The following is a 17,321-nucleotide window of genomic DNA, read 5'->3' as shown; positions in this document are numbered from 1 at the left end:
GCACTGACCGATGACTGACCAGGCACTGACCGATGGCTGACGCGGCACACGAGTGGGTGCGGTTCACCGACGGCTCCCTGATCGCGGATTCCGAGGTGCCACCGCCCGTGCATCCGGGCACCGCGCCCGGTCAGCGTGCCGTCAGTCATCGGTCAGTGCGCGGTCAGTCCGAGCACGCACACTCGACGTCGACGAACGGCCGGGACACCGGCGCACGTTCGACCGTGCGCGGCTGTCGAGCCAGGTCATGCGGCAGGAAGGGCAGGGCGCGTCTCATGAGCGTGATGTACGGCAGGCTGGTCGATCTTCTGGTCGACCGATTCGAGGTGGACCGTGCGGAGATCAGCGCCGGCACCACGTTCGAGGACCTCGACATGGACTCGCTGTTCCTCGTGGAACTGCTCCTGGTGATCCAGTCCGAGCTCGGTGTGGACGTCAGTGACGACGCCGCGTCTCCCGGGGACACGATCACAGCCGTCGCCGACCTGATCGAGCGCCTCGCGTCCGCCGAGGCCTCAGCATGACCACGCACGTATCGCCGTCGCCGGACATCGCAGTGACCGGTGTCGGTCTGGTCACTTCCGCCGGCATCGGCGTGGACGCCACCTGGAAGGGCGTGTGTGAAGGTCGGTCCACGGCGGCCCGAAACCCGCTGCTGGCCGGGCTTCCCGTGGACATCTCCTGCACCGTGCCCGGCTTCTCGGCCCGCGAACACGTGGGCAGACGCAGCTCCCTGGCGCACGACCGCTTCACCCAGCTCGGTATCACCGCGGCACGTGAGGCGGTCGCCGACGCCGGCCTGGATCCGCGGAACTGGGACGGCGCTCGCGTCGGGGTCGTCGTCGGATGCGGCCTCGGCGGTGTGGCGACATGGGAGGCCCAGCACAGGCGGATGCTGGAGAAGGGACCGGAAGCGGTGTCCGCCCTGCTGATCCCGATGCTGGTGCCCAACATGGTCGCCGGCCACCTGGCGATGGACCTGCACGCCACGGGCCCGAACCTCGTCACGGCGACGGCCTGCGCATCCGGCGCCACGGCGATCGGCACGGCCATGCAGCTGCTGCGCGACGGAAGCTGTGACGTGGTTGTCGCCGGTGGCGCCGAGGCCGGGGTCAGCCCGCTCATGGTGACGGGCTTCGCCCAGATGGGCGCGCTCTCCAGGAGACTCGACGAACCGTCCGCCGCGTCCCGCCCGTTCGACGCGGACCGGGACGGGTTCGTCATCGGCGAGGGCAGCGGCATGCTCGTCCTCGAACGTGAGGCGGACGCCCGTGCCCGCCGGGCGACGGTCAGGGCAAAGATCGCCGGGTACGGAGCCTCCGCCGATGCCTACCAGATGACCGCCCCGGATCCGGAGGGCGTCGGCGTCCTGCAGGCCCTGCGTACTGCCCTGGCGGGAGCGGGGGTCATGCCCGACGAGGTCGACCACGTCAACGCGCACGGCACCTCGACACCGCTCAACGACGCGGCGGAGGCCGGAGCACTGCGCAAACTCCTCGGCGAAGGCGCCGTGGTCACATCCACCAAGGGGGTGACCGGCCACACCCTGGGAGCGGCCGGCGCGATCGAAGCCGTGCTGACCGTGCTGACCGTCGAGCACGGCACGGTACCCCCGACCGCCAACCTCGAACGGCAGGACGCCGAGATCGAGTTGGACATCGTCGCCGGATCCCCACGAGAGCAGAAGGTGGGTGTCGCGGTGAGCAACTCGTTCGGCTTCGGCGGTCAGAACGCGGTCCTGGTCATCACGGCCGCCTGAGTCACCGTACGCGCCAACGGCTCCTGTCCGAAAAAGCCCCGGCTACCCGGCCGCGACACCGGAAGACTCCGACACGTGACCAGACGAAACCTGATCCTCCAGCGCACGGTCGGCGTCCTCTACATCATCGCCGGCATCGGCAAGTTCTTCCCTCAGATCGAGTCGGTCGAAGAGCGCCTGGACGACGCCGCGGACGCCAACGACGGCACCGCGGTCATCGGACCCTTCACCGAATGGCTGGCCAAGTACCCCATGGGGGTCACCGTGTTCGTCGCGGCGGCGATGGTCGTCAGCGGTGCGGTACTCATCCGCAACCGGGGCCCGGTCGTCAGCGCGCTCTACGGCCAACTGCTCATGCTGGTCTGCTTCGTCGTCGTCCTCGTCAGCAGCGTGCCGCAGATCCTCGTACTCGACGCCGCGTTCTTCGCCGCAGGTATCCACCTCCTCGTAGTGCACAGCCGCACATCCTCTCCTCCTGCCACGGCAACCACGCCTGCCGGGACGGACAACCAGAGCTAAGGGCGATGCCATGTCCTTCACCGTTCCCCACGCCGAGCTCGCACACCTCGAAGAACAGGTCCAGGACGCCCTCAGGACCACGGACGGCAGGGCACTCGATGTGCTCGGGTACGGCGAAGTGACCCTGGTACTGAGGCTTCGGGCCGGTGAGGAGACGTTCGCGTGCAAGCGTCTGCCGGTGTTCCCCGACCGCGGCCGCTTCGAGCGGTACGAGAAAGGCCTCGACGAGTATCTGAGGAGGCTCACGGACAGCGGTCTCAACGTCGCCGGCACAGAGCTGTGGCACACGCGCCTGCCGTCGGGACGCGTCACCGCCTACTGCGTCCAGCGTGAGCTGCCACCACATCGGCTGTGCTCCAGGCTCCTGCACACCGAGGACGAGATCTGGGCCAAGGACTTCTTCGCCCGCTTCCTCGACCAGGTCGATCGCGCCGTACAGCCGGCTCTCGGCCTGGACGCACAGGCCGCCAACTGGGTCGATGTCGGTGGCGAGTTGGTGTATCTCGACGTCACGACCCCCCTCATGCGGGACGCCCGCGGCCGGGAACGACTGGATGTCCGGCTCTTCTTCTCCTCACTTCCCTGGATCCTCCGCGATGCCGTCCGCATCTCGATGAGCGGGTCGATCTTCGACAAGTTCTACGAGACCCGCGGCGTCCTGCTGGACTTCCTCGGCAACCTGCACAAGGAGCGGCTCCACACCCTCGTCCCGGCGTTCTTGGACCAGGCCAACGCCCGCCTGGTGGAACCGATCACCGCGGAGGAGGTCGCCGCGTACTACCGCGCGGACGCCCGGATGTGGGAGCTCATCCAGCGCCTGCGCCAGGCCGACCGTTTCTGGCACAAGAGGATCAAGCGCCGAACCTACCCGTTCCTGCTGCCCCCGCGCGTGGATCGCTGAAGGCCGACATGACGATCACCGCGCAGGACCGTGTGCCGGCGCGCGGGCTCGACGAGATCCTGGCGCTCGATCCCTCGCGTCCGCTGTACGTCAGCCATGCCCGTGGGCCCCTGACGATCGCCGTGGTGTCGATCGCCTGGCTGCGTGGACGCGACGAGGCGGACCGGGCGGCGATCCGTGCCCGGCATCTCAGCGCCGACGAGATGGACCAGGCAGCACAACTGCACCTGCGCAAGCGGCGTTTGGAATGGCTGGCCGGCCGCCTGGCCATCAAGCACAGCGTGTGCGCCTACCAGCGGCGGCACGTCGGCACTTCGGTGCGGCCTCGCGACATCACGGTCGGGGCGGTCCCGGACGGACTCCGCGCCGGAAAACCCACCGTCAACGCCCGTGTCGAGGTCGGCCTGTCCCACTCCGCGGACTTCGCCGTCGCCGCCTGCGGGCCGCGCGCCGTCGGTATCGACCTCGAACGCAGCCGCCAACTGCCGCCGCTGCTCGCCGAACTGCTCACGCAGCCTCCAGAAGCGCCGGCGGGCCCCGAGTTCGGGAGCGTGGGCGCCATGCCGCTGTCACTGCGATGGGCCTGCAAGGAGGCGGTCCTCAAGTACTTCGGGTTCGGCCTGCGTGTCGACAGCCGCGAGGTGCAGCTGACCAAGTGGTGGCCCGACGGCCGGTTCGCCTGGCGCGCGGGACCGGAGCTTCGCCGTCATGCGCCCGCTGCCGACAGCACTCGTCTCGACAGTTGGGCCAGGGCCGTCGACGGATACGCCCTGGCCCTCGTGTGGCAGTAGGGAGCCCAGTACTGTGACCAGCCCGCAGGCACCGACACCTCGTACGTCTTCCGCGGAACGCCGATCGTCCTTCGAGCACGCGCTGCACGAAGCGGCCGACGTCGCCGCGCTCAGCCCGTCGTCCCACAACTGTCAGCCCTGGGGCGTCGCATGGCCCACCAGCCGTAGTGCCCGTCAGGCTGTGGCCCTGCTTGTCGGCGAGGCCCTCGACGGCGCCTCCCGCGAAAGCGGCACCGATGAGTCCGCAACGGATGAGTACGTCATCCTGGCCCTCGACCGGGAGCGTCGGCTGACGTCGCTTCCGGCGCACGCCGTCGAGATGCTGATCAGCTGCGGCGCGTATCTGCAGATCCTGTTGCGTTCCTTGGCTCTTCAGGGCTGGTCGACGGACCTCATCCGCTTCTTCGACCCACTCTCCGACGAGCGCACGAGCGGGATCCCGAGCGCGGGTCGGCCACTCGGTGACGCCTGGCCTCCGTTGTGGTCACCTCTGTGCGCCGTCCGGCTGCGCCGCACGGACGAGTCCTCCGGTCGTCTCGCCGAACTCCGGGACACCGCACTGGCTCGACGGACCAACCGGGGACCCTATCGCTCCGAAGGGCTCGATCCCTCTGTTCTGGCCGGCCTCTGCGCCCCGTCGGCCGGCGCCGCAGAGGGCGCGGACGTCACCGTCCGGCATCTCGTGACCGACGGCGAGCGCGCGGCCTTCGCCGATCTCGTGGCCCGTCACGGCGGGCGTGACTTCAGCCATCAGCGGGCCTGGCGTGAAACGCATTCCTTTCTGCGCCGGGACGAGGCCGAGGCCGCGGCACGCGGTGACGGCTTCGCCCTCGATCAACTGTTCGGGCCGATGTCGGGGCCGCGTCGGCACATCCTGCGTGCCGCACTCGCTCCCACGACGATGCGCGTGCTCCGGCATGCGGGATATCCACGCCTGCTCGCCCGCCAACTCGCCCTCGTCGTACGGTCGACGCCCGCCATCGTCGCCATGAGTCTCGCCGAAACGGCTCCCGGCCTCGAAGCCACTGTCCGTGGTGGAGCGCACCTGGCCGAATACTGGATGCGCGCCACGGAGGCCGGGCTTGCCCTGCACCCGGTCAGCGTCGTCCTGCAGCACGACGATGTACGGACGGAGCTGCAGGACCGGCTCGGACTGACCGGACGGACCTTCTTCGTGAGCCGGCTGGGGCGTCCACTCACGCAATTCCCCCGGTCGCCGCGGCGGCGGATCGACGCCCGCGGGGTGCGGGTGATCTGACACGCCGTTCAAAGCTTCTTGCTGAATTCTCCCAATCGTTGCCCGAGTGACGCGGCCTATTCTGGACAGATAGGGCAACGGGTTACTCGGGGGTAAATCCTCGGACGGACTCAAAGGGTAGTGGAGTGCGTCCTGCGTGTTAGTCTGGACCTGTTGCTCGGCCCGAATGTTGCGTGATTGATAAGTTGTGAACGGGGTCGGTGGCCGAAAAGTGTTGAGGGTCGTCTGGAATGCGCAGGGTCGCGTCAATATCCGGGGAGGAACGAGCCTTGCACTGCTGTCGGAGAAAAGAAGTCAGTGGCACCCAACGGATCGCACGGGCGGCCTATCCGGCTATCGTGCGGTGAGCGTCCTCGGGGGGAAGTCCGGGCACTCACGCCAGAGAGTTGAATGGTCAACTCCTCGGGCATGCCATTCCGTACGGGACGGTGGTGCGGGGTGAGTATTCGCGTACTGGTGTGCTGCGAGGAGTCGATAGTGGGAGCCGGCATGCGGGCTCTGCTCGACCAGCAACCGGACATCGATGTCATCGGCTACACGACCGGGCGGGAATCCCAGGCCGCCGCCGCGGACTTGTTGCCTGACGTGATCGTTGTCATGGCCCCCGCGCTGACCATCGAGAACAGGCGCGAGCTGACTGCTCTCGCCGCATTGGCCAAGGTCGTCCATATCGCCAAGGCCGAGAGTGCCTGCCGCTCGATCGAGGCTCTCCGTCTCGGCGTGCGGGCGGTCCTCGCGCCCGACACCTCCGCCGAAGAGCTGGTCCATATCCTGAGGACCGTCAGTGCGGGCAGTGCGATGGTCATCCCCGAGGCGGCCCGGGGGAGCTTCGACCGTCTGCCGCTCCGGCAGGCCTCCGGCCTCGCCGCGAGCGTCGTCCACACTCTGACACCGCGGGAAGCCGAGGTGATCGCCCTGCTCACCCAGGGGAAGTCCAACGCGGAGATAGCCCTGAAACTCTCGGTTTCCGCGGCGACGGTCCGATCTCACGTTCACCACTTGCTGCGGAAGCTGGGTGTCGGCAGTCGTGCCCAGGCCGTGGCCGTCGCCTATGAGACGGGACTCATTTCAGCCATTGAACAGAATTCAAACTCGACCTAGGTCGGAAATTCACGCGCGATAACCGTCTCCGATACGTTCTCCCACCGTCTCGTCGACGACCTTGGCCATCTGGTCGAAGTCGGAGACCAGCTTTCGGAATGGAGGATTCAGCATGTCGCGCTCGAAGTCCTCAAGACTGGTTACTTCGATCATTTCGACGTAGTGGAAGGTCTCTTCGCCGGCGGTTTCCTCGGCACCTGTGTGCTTCGGCGCCGCCGGCTCGGCAACCCGCTGGACGCTGAATGACACGACACTCGGCAGTTCGGGACACGTGGCGTAGTCGACGTCCCGCACCCATGTCTCGAAGCGGACGGGCGTCACACCGTCATGCAGACGGATACGGTGAATGATGATCGTCATGGCGTACTCCACTCCGGATTGGTCTCGTTGAGGGGGCCGACCGGACGTGTCAGCGACGCCCGGCCCGGCGGCGGTTCCCGCTCAGGCCCAGCGCCCGGGCGATGTTGTTCTTCTGGATCTCGTTCGTCCCGGAGAAGACCCGCGAGGGAAGCGCGTCGCGCAACAGGGTCTCGGCCTCTCCCTCGACGATGCCGAGTGCACCACGCAGCTGTATCGCGTCGAGGCCCACCTGGACGGCTGCCTCGCTGACGGCCAGTTTCGCCAGCGCGGGTGCCACGTCGTCCTCGTCACCCCGTGCCAGCCCCCATGCGGCCTTGTACAGCACGAGCCGGGCGGATTCCAGGCGCAGCGTCATGTCGACCAGGCGGTGGCTGACTGCCTGGAAACTGCCGATCGGTGCGCCGAACTGTTCGCGTTCTCCGGCGTAGTCGATCGTGGACTCCAGGACGCGCTGCATGGCACCGAGGTAAGCCGCGAAGAGACACGTGCGCTCCCACTTCATGGACGAGGAGAACACGCCGGCCCCCGTGCCCTCGGCTCCGAGAACATCGGCCACGGGCACCACACATCCGTCGAAGTGGACGTCGGCCGTCGGGGAGCCTCTGAGACCGACCTTGTTGAGAGGCGGGCCCACGCTGAGCCCCGGGGTGCCGGCCTCGACGACGAAGGCGGTCAGGCCGAAGTAGCCACCACCCGGCTCGGTCGCCGCCTGTACGACGAAGACATCGGCCACCGGCGCGTTCGTGGTGAAGCACTTGCTGCCGTGGAGCACATAGTGGTCACCCCGGAACTCGGCACGAGTGCGCAGGTTCAGCGCATCCGAACCCGCCTCGGGTTCGGTGATCGCATGTGCTGCGATGCGCTCTCCGGAGCAGAGCGCCGGCAGCAGACGCCGCTTCTGCTCCTCCGTGCCGAACTCGACGATCGGCATCAGGGAGGCGAACAGGTGCGCGGCGACGGAGAAGGCGAAGCCGGTGTCGGAGCAGCCGTATCCGAGCGCTTCCATGACCGCTGAGGCGGCGACCGCGTCCAGGCCACTGCCCCCGTATTCGAGAGGCACGACGCCACCCACCACACCCTGTTTGCCCGCGAGCATCCAGCGCCTGCGGAACTCGTGGGGGTCGAAGGCCGTGTCGGGCTGCTCGGGCCGGCCGTCCAGCTCGCGCCGGGCGAACGCCACGATCATGGTGCGCATCTCTTCGACGTCCGGGTCGAATGCGAAGTTCATCGTGATCCGTCCGTGTGTTCCTCGACGAGCACGTGATAGTTGATGCCGCCCGTGCCGAACGAACTCACGCCCGCACGCCTGGGCTGACCGGGCTGAGGCACCCAGGGGGAGGGTTCGGTCGAGACCGTGGCGGGGATGGCGGCCAGATCGAGCGCCGGATTGAGCGTGGCCAGGTTGGTGTTGGGCGGGAGTGTTCGCTCTCGTATCGCCAGAAGCGTCCGCAGGAGGCCGGCGCTTCCCGCGGCGGCGAAGGTGTGGCCGTAGAACGACTTCGCCGATCCGATCTCCAGCGGTCGGGTGCGCCGTGCGCCGCCGTAGACCTTTGCGACAGCGGCGATCTCCACTCGGTCTCCCACCTTGGTGCCGGTGCCGTGGGCCTCCAGGTAGTCGACTGCCGAGGGGGTGAAGTCGACCTGGGCGAAGGCTCGTTCCATCGCTCGTGCCTGTCCCTCGGCATCGGGTGCGATCAGCGACTTGGCGTCGTTCGACGCTCCGACGCCGCGCAGGAGACCGAGGATCTCATCGCCGTCGCGCCGGGCGTCGCCGTAGCGCTTGAGCAGGAACAAGCCGCAACCGTCGCCTGGAGTGAAGCCGTCGGCGCCCGCGTCGAACGGCGCGTTCCTGCTGTGGGACAGCAGGCCGAGCGCGGAGCACAGGACCATGTCGCGGGCGTTGCACGCCAATTCGACGCCCCCTGCGATCGCGAAGTCGGCTGTTCGGGAACGGAGCGCTCCGACTGCCACATCGATCGCCGCGAGGGAGGAGGCACACGCCGCCTCCACAGCGACGGGCACCGCGGCGAGCCCGTACTCGTTGGCGACGAGAGCAGCGATGCCACTCGCCAGACAGCCATCGAGCAGGTCCGGCAGCATGGCTTCGTCCGGGCACTCCACATGCTCGCGCACCGACGTGACGAGCGACTTCCGCTGGAGCGGGGTCAGGCCGTCCAGAGCGGTGAGGTGAGCGACCGTGTCCTCCAGATCCTGCAAGGACAGCGCCGCGTTGGCACGGCGTTCGCGGGTCAGGCCCAGGTTACTGCCGACAGCGATCAGTCCGGGTCCGCTCAAGGCGCCCCCGCCGTCTAGGAGTTGCGCGGCGACGCAGAGGGCGAGGCGCTGCGCGCTGTCCATGGACGCGTGTCGCAGCGGGGCGATCCGCAGGCCGCCTGGGGGAGCGTCCGGTACCGCTGTGTGACCGCCCTGATCGGTATAGCTGTGGGTGAGGCTCAGCGCGCCCGGAGCGTAGTAGAGGTCCCGGTCGAGCACGGCCTCCGGGACCGGACCGATCCGGCTGACTCCCGAGCGGATGGCTTGCCAGAAGCTCTCGGCGTCGGGCGAGTCCGCAAACCACCCGGCCAGCCCCACCACCGCAATCGGCTCGGTGTCCGGTGCCGGACTGTGCCCGTGACCGCGCCCGTACCCGTGCCCGTGCCGGTCATTCCCTTCATGTTCTTCGAGTACGAGATGGCAGAACGTTCCGGTGAAGGAGGTGCCGTGCACTGCCGCACGGCGTGGGCGGCCTTCGAGGGCAGGCGGCCACGGCTCGTTGGTGGCAGGCAGACGAAGCGGAGTGCCGGCGCGCTCGAACGCCGATGCGCCCTCCGGCTGCCACTGGGGTGGAATCGTGCGACGGTGCAACGCGAGGGCGACCTTGGTGATCGCGGCAAGGCCCGCGTTGGCGAAGGTGTGCCCCAGCCGGTCCTTCACACTTCCCACGGCCACGGATCCGGCGGCAGCACCCTCGTGCAGCGCGGCAAGCGCGTCCAGTTCCGCTTGAACCTCCAGCGCGACACCGGACCCCACGCACTCGACGTACTGGATCGTCTCCGGGAGCACGCCCGCGGCTCGCAGTGAGTCGGAGGCCGTCGAGCGGCGAAGGGCGACGGACGGCGAATAGTCGAAGGCACCAGGGCGCGGGTCGTGACGCAGCGAGCAGTCGAGGATCGTGGCGTAGATCCGGTCGCCGTCGCTCACGGCGGTGGACAGCCGCTTGAGCAGGAGTGCGCCGACTCCCTCGCCGAGTTCGAAGCCGCGGCCGTCGGTCGCGAAAGGGCGGCTCACCGTGGTGGTGAGTCCTTTGGCGTCTAGAGCCCTGGCGAAGAGTGGGCTCTCGCGGCGCTGGCCGGCGACGACTAGGACCGCATCGGACACTTCGCCGCGGAGGTTCTGGACGGCTTGTGCGACACCTACGTACGAGGTTGTGTCCGCCGATTCCATCGTCAGCGTCCTGCCGTGGAACTTGAAGGCTGTCGCGATGCGTGCCGGAATCGTGCTCGCCATTTCCCCGACCCGGTCGTGCGGAGAACCACGGAGGCGCCGTGACAGGAGCATCCGCAGCTCCTCGGCCGCCTGCCCCGCGTGTTCGGGGCCGGCACCCACCGAGACAGCCGCACGCTCGACGTCGCGGGCGAAGCGGCTTGCCTCGATGCGCAGCGCGTTGGCGTGCTGGCGGTCCAGGCCGAAGCAGGTGCCGGCGATGACATCCGTTCGCTCGACCGGCAGAGGGCGCCCGGGGTGCCCCGCGTCCGCCAGGCACTGCCGGGCAGCCTCGAGCATGAGGATCTGCATACGGGCCATGGACCCGGCCTGGGCAGGGGGGATTCCGAATCGGGCGACATCGACTTTTATGTCATCGAGGCCGCGGACAGTACGGGACGGTGCCGCATCCGGAAATTCCTCACTCAGCAGGTTCCAGTATTCCTCGGGACCTTGCACTCCCGGGTAGAGAGCCGCGATACCCACGATTGCCACGGGCTCCATGGGAATGGTGTTCTCCCGTCGCCCCAAGACCGAATCGGACCGCATGATAGTTGGACACTCCTGCTGGTTTTCCCGGCTAACGGTTGCAAATTCCGTGCGATCGGAGAAACGAAGACCAGCTCTGCCCGGAAGGCGTAGCCGTATTGACCGGAAGGCTTGGCCGTATCGGCTTGAGGCGCAAAGCGGATCGGCTTGAGGTGCAAAGCGGATCGGATCCTGCCGTTCGGCACGACCGTGTTCCACGCACCTCAGTTTCTGACGGCTGCGTGCTCCCGCCGGCCGGACATCACCGCGGAGGGGAGCGTCAGCGCGGGGTCCTGGGCGAGGATCTCCGTGTGACGGCGCTGGAGCAGGGCACCCGGCTGGATTCCCAGTTCCTCGTCCAGCCGCCTCCTGGTCCGCTGAAACAGGTCCAGCGCCTCGCCCTGGCGACCGGTTCGGTAGAGCGCCAGCATGAGCAACTCGCAGAACCGCTCGCGCAGGGGGTATCTGGCGACGAGTTGACGAAGTTCCGCGATCGCGCGCGCGTCGTCCCCCACCGTGAGGCAGGCGCTGACCAGGTTCTCCCAGGCCGCGAGGCGACGCTCGTCGAACAGCGCGGCAGCGCTGCGGGCCCGTAGCCCGTCACCGGCGTCGAGCAACGCGGGCCCCCGCCACAGCTCTAGAGCCTGCTGCAGCAGCTCCAGGGAACGTTCCGGCCGGCCCTGTAACTCGGCAGCCCCTCGGGCGGAGAGGTCGAGGAACCTGTTGCCGTCGACGCACTCGCGTGAGACGTCGAGAAGGTATCCGTTGGGCACGGCGCGCAGCACCGTGACGCCACGTCGCTGGTGAGCGGAGCCGACCATCTCCTTGCGCAACCGGGTCGCGTGCGCCTGCAAGGCGTTTCGCGTGTTGCCCACCAGGTGTCCGGACCACAGTTCGTCAGCCAGGTCCTCGTTGGAAACGGCTCGTCCGGCCTCCAACGCGAGAGCGGAGAGGAATGCCCGTACCTTGTTGGCACGTATGGGATGAAGCTTCCCGTTCATGCTGATGGATACAGGTCCCAGAATGTTGATGTGCAAGCTGTCCCCCGATGCGTGGTGCACGATGAAGCGGTCTGCGTGAAATGCGCACTGCTCCAGAAAAATGGTCGGTGCACTGCTCATTGATTTGACAGTTCATCAAGGAAAGTTGCGCGTGGTCGACGTTTCCGCGGCTCAGTCTTTCAGCACTCCTGGCATATGTCATCCATCACCCGGTCGATTCCCCCTTCCACGTCCGGTCGACTCCCGCGGTATGGCTGTCTCAACCATGTGTTGAGGAGAGCGGCGCCGGGAGTCAACGAAAGGTGGACTGCCGTGGGAGGACGGGGCGCCGACGCCTCCCACCTTTGGACGAGCGGTTGCCTCGCTACAACGCGCGGGATGCCCGGTGGTCCCGTAGGGTCGCGGTGCCGCCACGACAGGGCTGGCGGTACGGCGCGGCCCTCGCGTTCTTCGCCTGAGCGCGAGGCAGTTCCCAGGCGGCATGCCGGTCCCGCGGACATCAGCCGAAGGGGACGCGCCGGCGCGGAGCGGCTCGACCGATTCAGGAGTGCCGATGTCAGGACAGTTCGAAGCGACGGTCGAGGTCGATCGGCCCGTCGAAGAGGTGTTCGCCTACCTCGCCGACGGACGCAACGACCCGCAGTTCAGCCCCCGGGTGCTCAAGATCGAGCGAGTCCCCGACACCCCCACGGCGGAGGGCACCGTCTTCCGGAGCACCGTCAAGGACGCCGGGATGAAGTCCGCCAGGGAGTTCCGCATCACCACCTTCGAAGCCCCGGTGAAGATCCGGTGGGCCGAGGTGACGAAGAACAGCGTGACGGCACGCGAAGGCGGCTACGACCTGGAGTCGCTGGGGGACGGCAGGACCCGGGTCCGTATCTTCAACGTCCTGGAGGGCCACGGGCTCGGCAAACTCCTCGTCGGCCTGGCGCTGGTAGCCGCCCGCAAGGACGCCGACGGTTTCGGTTCCCGGATCAAGACCGCGGCCGAAGCGGCGATCAGCCCGCGCTGAAGCCACACAGACGGCCCTGCTCGGCTCCGGCCGGCATCGACCGTGCACATCAGCACGCCACCGGGCCCGCAGGAGGAGGGGCCCGGTCCGTGCGTCGGTGGTGCGGGACGGTCAGGCCCGTTCGCCCACCGGTACGCGCGGGAAGGACTCCCAACGGTCGAGTTCGGCCAGACGGGAGCGGAGCGAAGCCCGGATGTGTTCGACGGCGTCCGCGCCGACGGCCAGGCGCAGGGGCGGCTCGTCCAGCTCCGTCACCGCCATGACGGCGTCCGCGACGGTCTCGGGATCGCCGAACGCCTGGGGCGGCAGGGCGGCGAAGTCGGTGAGGAACTGCCCGACGGTCGGCAGGTAGACGTCGTTCGGGGCGACGACGTGAAGGCTGGTGGAGAACTCGGTGGCGTAGGTGCCCGGTTCGATGATGGTGACCTTGACACCGGTGGGGGCCAGCTCATGGGCGAGGGCCTCGCTGATCAGTTCCACGGCGCCTTTGGACGCCGAGTACAGGCCCGAGGAGGGCCAGGCGAACTGGCCGATGAGCGAGGAGGTCTGCAGGATCCGGCCTCGGGCGGCTCGCAGGGCGGGGAGTGAGGCACGCAGGACGGTGAGGTTGGCCAGCACGTTGGTGTCGAAGATCGCGCGCGCCGTGTCCCCGTCGATCTGCTCGACGGCACCGAAGAGCCCGTAGCCGGCGTTGTTCACCAGCACGTCCAGGCCCCCTGCGGAGCGCACCGCTTCGGCCAGGACCTCCTGCGCGTCGGGTGCGGTGATGTCCAGGGCGACCGGGGTGACCTGCCCGTGCGGGGCGCCCTCGGCAAGCTCGGCGAGCCGGTCGTGGCGTCGGCCGACGGCGATCACGTGGGCGCCGCCGGCGAGTGCGCGTTCGGCGACGAGGCGGCCGAAGCCGGAGGTCGCGCCGGTGATGAGCCAGGTGGAAGGCATGGCGGAGACTTTCTCTGGTGGGCCCCGCGCTAGACGTACGGCCCGGTGGAGGGGACGGGAGCACCGCTGTGGTGTCCCGCTCTCCAGCCAACCGCCGCCCCAGCAGTACGGCGGCCATGGGATTGGCCCGCTTCATCCTGGGATCCGCAGGGCCACCTTCACCGGGACACGGCGGGCCGGCACCGGCCACCATGGGGTCATGGAGCGCAACGAGGGACTCGGTGATTTCCTGCGCGCCCGGCGCGCGGCACTGGACCCGCAGCAGCTCGGTATCCGTGACGCGGCCCCGCGCAGGGTCCCCGGGCTGCGCAGGGAGGAACTGGCCGCGCTGGCGGGCGTCAGCGTGGACTACTACACGCGCCTGGAGCAGGGCAGGCCCATCACACCCTCGGAAGCCGTCCTGGACGCACTCGCGGACGCCCTGCAGCTCGATCCGGCGGAACGCAGCTATCTGCACGCGGTGGCGCGCCGACCGGCCACGAGCCGGCGCCGCACACCCCGTACCGTGCAGAAGGTGCGTCCCGGGGTGCACGCGCTGCTCGCGCGTCTCGGGGACACCCCGGCCTTCGTGCTGGGGCGCCGTACCGACATCCTGGCGAGCAACCGGATGGCCCGCGCCCTGCTCGCCGACTTCGGCGCGATGCCTGTCAGGGACCGGAACGCCGTGCGCTGGGTCATCCTCGACGAGGCCGCGCGGTCGCTCTTCGCACAGGACTGGGAGAAGGCCGCCTCCATGTTCGTCGGGACACTGAGGATGGATGCCGCCCGTCACCCCGACGACACGCGCACCGCCGAACTCGTGGGGGAGCTGTCCATGAAGAGCGACCGCTTCCTGCGCTGGTGGGCCGGGCAGAAGGTCGTCGAGCCCAGCCACGGCACCAAGACCCTCCACCACCCGATCGCCGGCCGCCTCACCCTCCGCACCGAGGCACTGACCTTCCCCGGCGACCCCGACCAGACCCTCTTCACCTTCCTCGCCGACCCCGGATCACCGTCCGACGAGGCCCTGACAGTGCTCTCCGCTTGGGCCACCGATCACGCCCGCTCCGATGTCTCGACGTCCGGCACCTCGAAGACACCCAGGACCACGTCGTACGGGTGAAGTCGACAGCCGTCACAAGGGAGGTCCAGGTGCGTGAGGGCGTGCCCAACTGGCGGGACTGCCCCTCTCGTTGCGTGACAGGTTCCAGGAGCGGAGCTTGTCCGGGTTGAGGGTGACCCAGACCTGTACGGCATGGTGACCGGCGATGTCGAGACTGATGACGGCGGCGACTTGGCGGTCGTAGCGCACGACGATTCCGGTGCGGCCGTTGACCGAGTGGGTGTGCAAGGTGATGCGCGGGGGTCGGGCGACCAGGGTCAACAGGCTGCGGGCGACCTGCAGGTTGCCGTGGACGGGCCCGGTCGGCGCGCGGACCTTGCCGCCGCCGTCGACGAACGCCATCACGTCGGGCGCCAGCAGAGAGACCAGAAGAGGCATGTCCTCGGTGGCGCATGCCTGTTGGACGGTACGGACCACGGCGTCATGCCGTTGCGGCGTGGCGGGACGCGAGCGCATTGCCCGCAGACTGTGCAACGCGCGGTCGGCCGGTTCGACGTACTCCGGTTCTGCCCGTCCCGCGATGTCCGCCTCACCACCGTTCTCCCCGACCGCAGGGGCCCGGTGCTGTTCCTGCACGGCCGGGCGGGTCGAGCAGAGACTGCTCACGACCTCCCCGAGCCAGGCCCGAGGAGTCGTGATCCGCGCCCGCGCCGCGCCGGACAGCTCGTACCACCGCCGGTAGGTCTCGGCGATGACGTCCTCCGCGCCACAACCGCCGCCCAGCATCCGGTGCGCGATGTCCAGGAGATGCCGCCGTTCGTCGAGCAGATCAGCGATCGACACCGAATCACCTGCGTCGTTCATACGGCGTCCTCCACTCGCACGGCACCGCACACAACACAGGCGACCGCCTCGGTCGTCGGTCACTCCACGAGTTTTCCTTCGGTGGACACCTCTTCCATCACGGCTGCGATCTCGTCCGGGATGGGCGCGATGCTCTCGCGCGTGATTCCCGTCTTCGGCGACCAGACGAGGTTGACCTGCAGTGCGGGATCCATGTCCGGGTAGTCGCTGCGGTTGTGGCAGCCCCGGGTCTCCCGGCGCTCGATCGCCGCTTCGAGCGTGGCTCGGGCGGCGAGGGCCGCGGACTTGAGGTCGAAGGCGTGCGCGAGATCCTGGAAGCCGGCGATGTCCGGGTGGATCCCGACGTTCTCCATGCGCGCGTCGATCTCGGCCAGCTCCGCCAGACCGGCGCGCAGCCCTCCCTCGTCGCGGACGACACCCGCGTGCTCGGTCATGGTGTTGCGGATGGCGCGCTGCAGGGCACGGACGTTCTCGGGGCCGTCCGCGGCGAGCAGGCCGTCGATCTCGAACCGGGCCTCGGCCTCCGCGACCGCCGACCGCGGCTGTGCGGCCAGCCCCTTGGAGTAGGCCGCTGCGGCCTGTCCCGCGATGCGGCCGAAGACCAGCAGCTCGATGAGGCTGTTGCCACCGAGGCGATTGGCGCCGTGCAGGCCACTGGAGGCCTCGCCGATGGCGTACAGGCCGCGTACGTCGGTGCTGTGGTCGTCGGGACTGACCCACACTCCGCCCATCGAGTAGTGGGCGGTCGGTGCGATCTCGATCGGATCGCGGGTGATGTCCAGCATCTGCAGGTCCAGAAGTGTCTGGTAGACCCTCGGCAGGCGGCTCATGATCGTCTGTCGAGGCAGGTGGGACACGTCGAGCCAGACACCGCCCTTGGGTGTGCCGCGGCCTTCCCTGATCTCCGTGTAGGAGGCGAGTGCGACGCGGTCACGCGTGGACAGTTCCATGCGCTCGGGGTCGTAGCGGGACATGAACCGCTCACCGAGCGCGTTGCGCAGGATGCCGCCCTCACCGCGGGCAGCCTCGCTGACGAGCGTGCCGGCCGCGTTCTCGGGCTCGATGATTCCCGAGGGGTGGAACTGCACCAGCTCGGGGTCGCGCAGACGGGCACCGGCCTCCACTGCCAGGCGGAACGAGTCTCCCGTGTTCTCGTCGCGCCGCGAGGACGTACGCCGCCAGATACGGGTGTGGCCGCCCGCGGCGAGAATGACGGCGTCGGCGTGGATCAGGTAGCGCGTCCCGTCGTTGATATCGAAGCCGTAGGCGCCGAACACCGCTCCGTCGTGCACCAGGAGCCGGGTGATGTAGACGCTGTCGAGCATGCGGACCTGCAACTGGCTCGCGCGCCTGACCAGCGTGCGCTGGATCTCCAGACCGGTGTAGTCACCCGCGAAGGCGGTGCGGCGGAACTTGTGCGCGCCGAAGAAGCGCTGGGAGATGCGGCCGTCCTCCTCCCGGGCGAAGGCCATGCCGTAGCGCTCCAGGTCGTCGATGCCGAGGGCCGCGCCCCGGGTGACGGTCTCGACGGTGCGGGGATCGGCGAGGAGGTAGCTCTCCTTGAGGGTGTCCGCGGCGTGCTGCTGCCAGCTGTCCTCGGGGTCCATGGTGGCCAGGGCCGCGTTGATGCCCCCCGCCGCCAGGGCCGTGTGTGCGTCCTCCTTGGGGCGCTTGCCGACGGCGAGTACGTCCATGCCTGCCTCGGCCAGCTCGATCGCCGCCCGCAGTCCCGCTCCGCCCGTTCCGATCACCAACACCATGGT

16 protein-coding genes are annotated in these 17,321 nt (G+C 68.6%); 9 read left to right on the top strand and 7 right to left on the bottom strand.

Features of this window, described 5'->3' with window-relative positions:
• The first annotated feature begins 32 nt into the window (after positions 1 to 32).
• From ACFWXQ_RS06720 to ACFWXQ_RS06690, 7 genes are all read left to right on the top strand, one after another.
• The gene (locus ACFWXQ_RS06720; protein WP_383945504.1) at positions 33 to 524 is read left to right on the top strand and encodes an acyl carrier protein; all 492 of its coding nucleotides are present in this window, start codon (positions 33 to 35) and stop codon (positions 522 to 524) included.
• Positions 521 to 1,759, top strand: a complete 1,239-nt coding sequence (locus ACFWXQ_RS06715) for a beta-ketoacyl-[acyl-carrier-protein] synthase family protein (protein WP_383945506.1) — start codon at positions 521 to 523, stop codon at positions 1,757 to 1,759. The genes ACFWXQ_RS06720 and ACFWXQ_RS06715 overlap by 4 nt, the downstream gene beginning before the upstream one ends.
• A gap of 75 nt (positions 1,760 to 1,834) precedes the next feature.
• The gene (locus ACFWXQ_RS06710) at positions 1,835 to 2,278 is read left to right on the top strand and encodes a DUF6041 domain-containing protein (RefSeq protein WP_383945510.1); all 444 of its coding nucleotides are present in this window, start codon (positions 1,835 to 1,837) and stop codon (positions 2,276 to 2,278) included.
• 10 nt (positions 2,279 to 2,288) lie between these two features.
• Complete coding sequence (locus ACFWXQ_RS06705) at positions 2,289 to 3,179, top strand: DUF6206 family protein (protein ID WP_383945513.1); 891 nt, start codon at positions 2,289 to 2,291, stop codon at positions 3,177 to 3,179.
• Positions 3,180 to 3,187: 8 nt separating this feature from the next.
• A complete protein-coding gene (locus ACFWXQ_RS06700) occupies positions 3,188 to 3,970 on the top strand; it encodes a 4'-phosphopantetheinyl transferase family protein (RefSeq protein ID WP_383945516.1) in 783 nt (260 codons plus the stop codon).
• A gap of 13 nt (positions 3,971 to 3,983) precedes the next feature.
• Positions 3,984 to 5,228 carry a RedV protein gene (locus ACFWXQ_RS06695; protein ID WP_383945519.1) on the top strand — a complete coding sequence of 415 codons (1,245 nt, stop codon included), beginning with the start codon at positions 3,984 to 3,986 and terminating at the stop codon, positions 5,226 to 5,228.
• A 489-nt stretch (positions 5,229 to 5,717) separates the two neighbouring features.
• Complete coding sequence (locus ACFWXQ_RS06690; protein WP_383945522.1) at positions 5,718 to 6,329, top strand: DNA-binding response regulator; 612 nt, start codon at positions 5,718 to 5,720, stop codon at positions 6,327 to 6,329.
• A gap of 9 nt (positions 6,330 to 6,338) precedes the next feature.
• On the opposite strand, the gene ACFWXQ_RS06685 is transcribed toward ACFWXQ_RS06690, so the two are convergent.
• The 4 genes from ACFWXQ_RS06685 to ACFWXQ_RS06670 all read right to left on the bottom strand — a co-directional run bounded on the left by ACFWXQ_RS06685 (position 6,339) and on the right by ACFWXQ_RS06670 (position 11,701).
• Positions 6,339 to 6,689: a RedY protein gene (locus tag ACFWXQ_RS06685; protein ID WP_383945525.1), complete on the bottom strand. Its 351-nt coding sequence runs from the start codon at positions 6,687 to 6,689 to the stop codon at positions 6,339 to 6,341.
• A gap of 49 nt (positions 6,690 to 6,738) precedes the next feature.
• On the bottom strand, positions 6,739 to 7,917 hold the full coding sequence (redW, locus tag ACFWXQ_RS06680; RefSeq protein WP_383945528.1) for an L-prolyl-[peptidyl-carrier protein] dehydrogenase: 1,179 nt from the start codon (positions 7,915 to 7,917) through the stop codon (positions 6,739 to 6,741).
• Positions 7,914 to 10,676 (bottom strand): polyketide synthase, encoded by a 2,763-nt coding sequence (locus ACFWXQ_RS06675; protein ID WP_386267800.1) that lies wholly within the window; start codon positions 10,674 to 10,676, stop codon positions 7,914 to 7,916. Before ACFWXQ_RS06675 ends, redW begins: the two co-directional genes overlap by 4 nt.
• Positions 10,677 to 10,924: 248 nt before the next feature.
• Positions 10,925 to 11,701, bottom strand: a complete 777-nt coding sequence (locus tag ACFWXQ_RS06670; protein ID WP_383945531.1) for a BTAD domain-containing putative transcriptional regulator — start codon at positions 11,699 to 11,701, stop codon at positions 10,925 to 10,927.
• Positions 11,702 to 12,254: 553 nt separating this feature from the next.
• Between ACFWXQ_RS06670 and ACFWXQ_RS06665 the strand changes: the two genes are divergently transcribed.
• A complete protein-coding gene (locus ACFWXQ_RS06665) occupies positions 12,255 to 12,713 on the top strand; it encodes an SRPBCC family protein (protein ID WP_383945534.1) in 459 nt (152 codons plus the stop codon).
• Between the two features lie 111 nt (positions 12,714 to 12,824).
• Here the strand turns inward: ACFWXQ_RS06665 and ACFWXQ_RS06660 are convergent, their stop codons facing one another.
• Positions 12,825 to 13,652 carry an SDR family NAD(P)-dependent oxidoreductase gene (locus ACFWXQ_RS06660; RefSeq protein ID WP_383945537.1) on the bottom strand — a complete coding sequence of 276 codons (828 nt, stop codon included), beginning with the start codon at positions 13,650 to 13,652 and terminating at the stop codon, positions 12,825 to 12,827.
• A gap of 199 nt (positions 13,653 to 13,851) precedes the next feature.
• On the opposite strand from ACFWXQ_RS06660, the gene ACFWXQ_RS06655 reads away from it, so the two are divergent.
• Positions 13,852 to 14,754 (top strand): helix-turn-helix transcriptional regulator, encoded by a 903-nt coding sequence (locus ACFWXQ_RS06655; RefSeq protein WP_383945540.1) that lies wholly within the window; start codon positions 13,852 to 13,854, stop codon positions 14,752 to 14,754.
• Positions 14,755 to 14,766: 12 nt separating this feature from the next.
• Here ACFWXQ_RS06655 and ACFWXQ_RS06650 read toward each other — a convergent pair whose 3' ends face one another.
• Both ACFWXQ_RS06650 and ACFWXQ_RS06645 read right to left on the bottom strand, forming a co-directional pair.
• Positions 14,767 to 15,558: an RNA polymerase subunit sigma gene (locus tag ACFWXQ_RS06650; RefSeq protein WP_383945543.1), complete on the bottom strand. Its 792-nt coding sequence runs from the start codon at positions 15,556 to 15,558 to the stop codon at positions 14,767 to 14,769.
• A gap of 59 nt (positions 15,559 to 15,617) precedes the next feature.
• Positions 15,618 to 17,318: an L-aspartate oxidase gene (locus tag ACFWXQ_RS06645; RefSeq protein WP_383945592.1), complete on the bottom strand. Its 1,701-nt coding sequence runs from the start codon at positions 17,316 to 17,318 to the stop codon at positions 15,618 to 15,620.
• Positions 17,319 to 17,321: the final 3 nt, after the last annotated feature.

It is taken from the genome of Streptomyces sp. NPDC058697 (assembly GCF_042715345.1).
In the GTDB taxonomy this organism is placed as follows: Bacteria; Actinomycetota; Actinomycetes; order Streptomycetales; family Streptomycetaceae; genus Streptomyces; species Streptomyces liliifuscus.
This window is presented reverse-complemented; position numbering and strand designations above follow the sequence as displayed.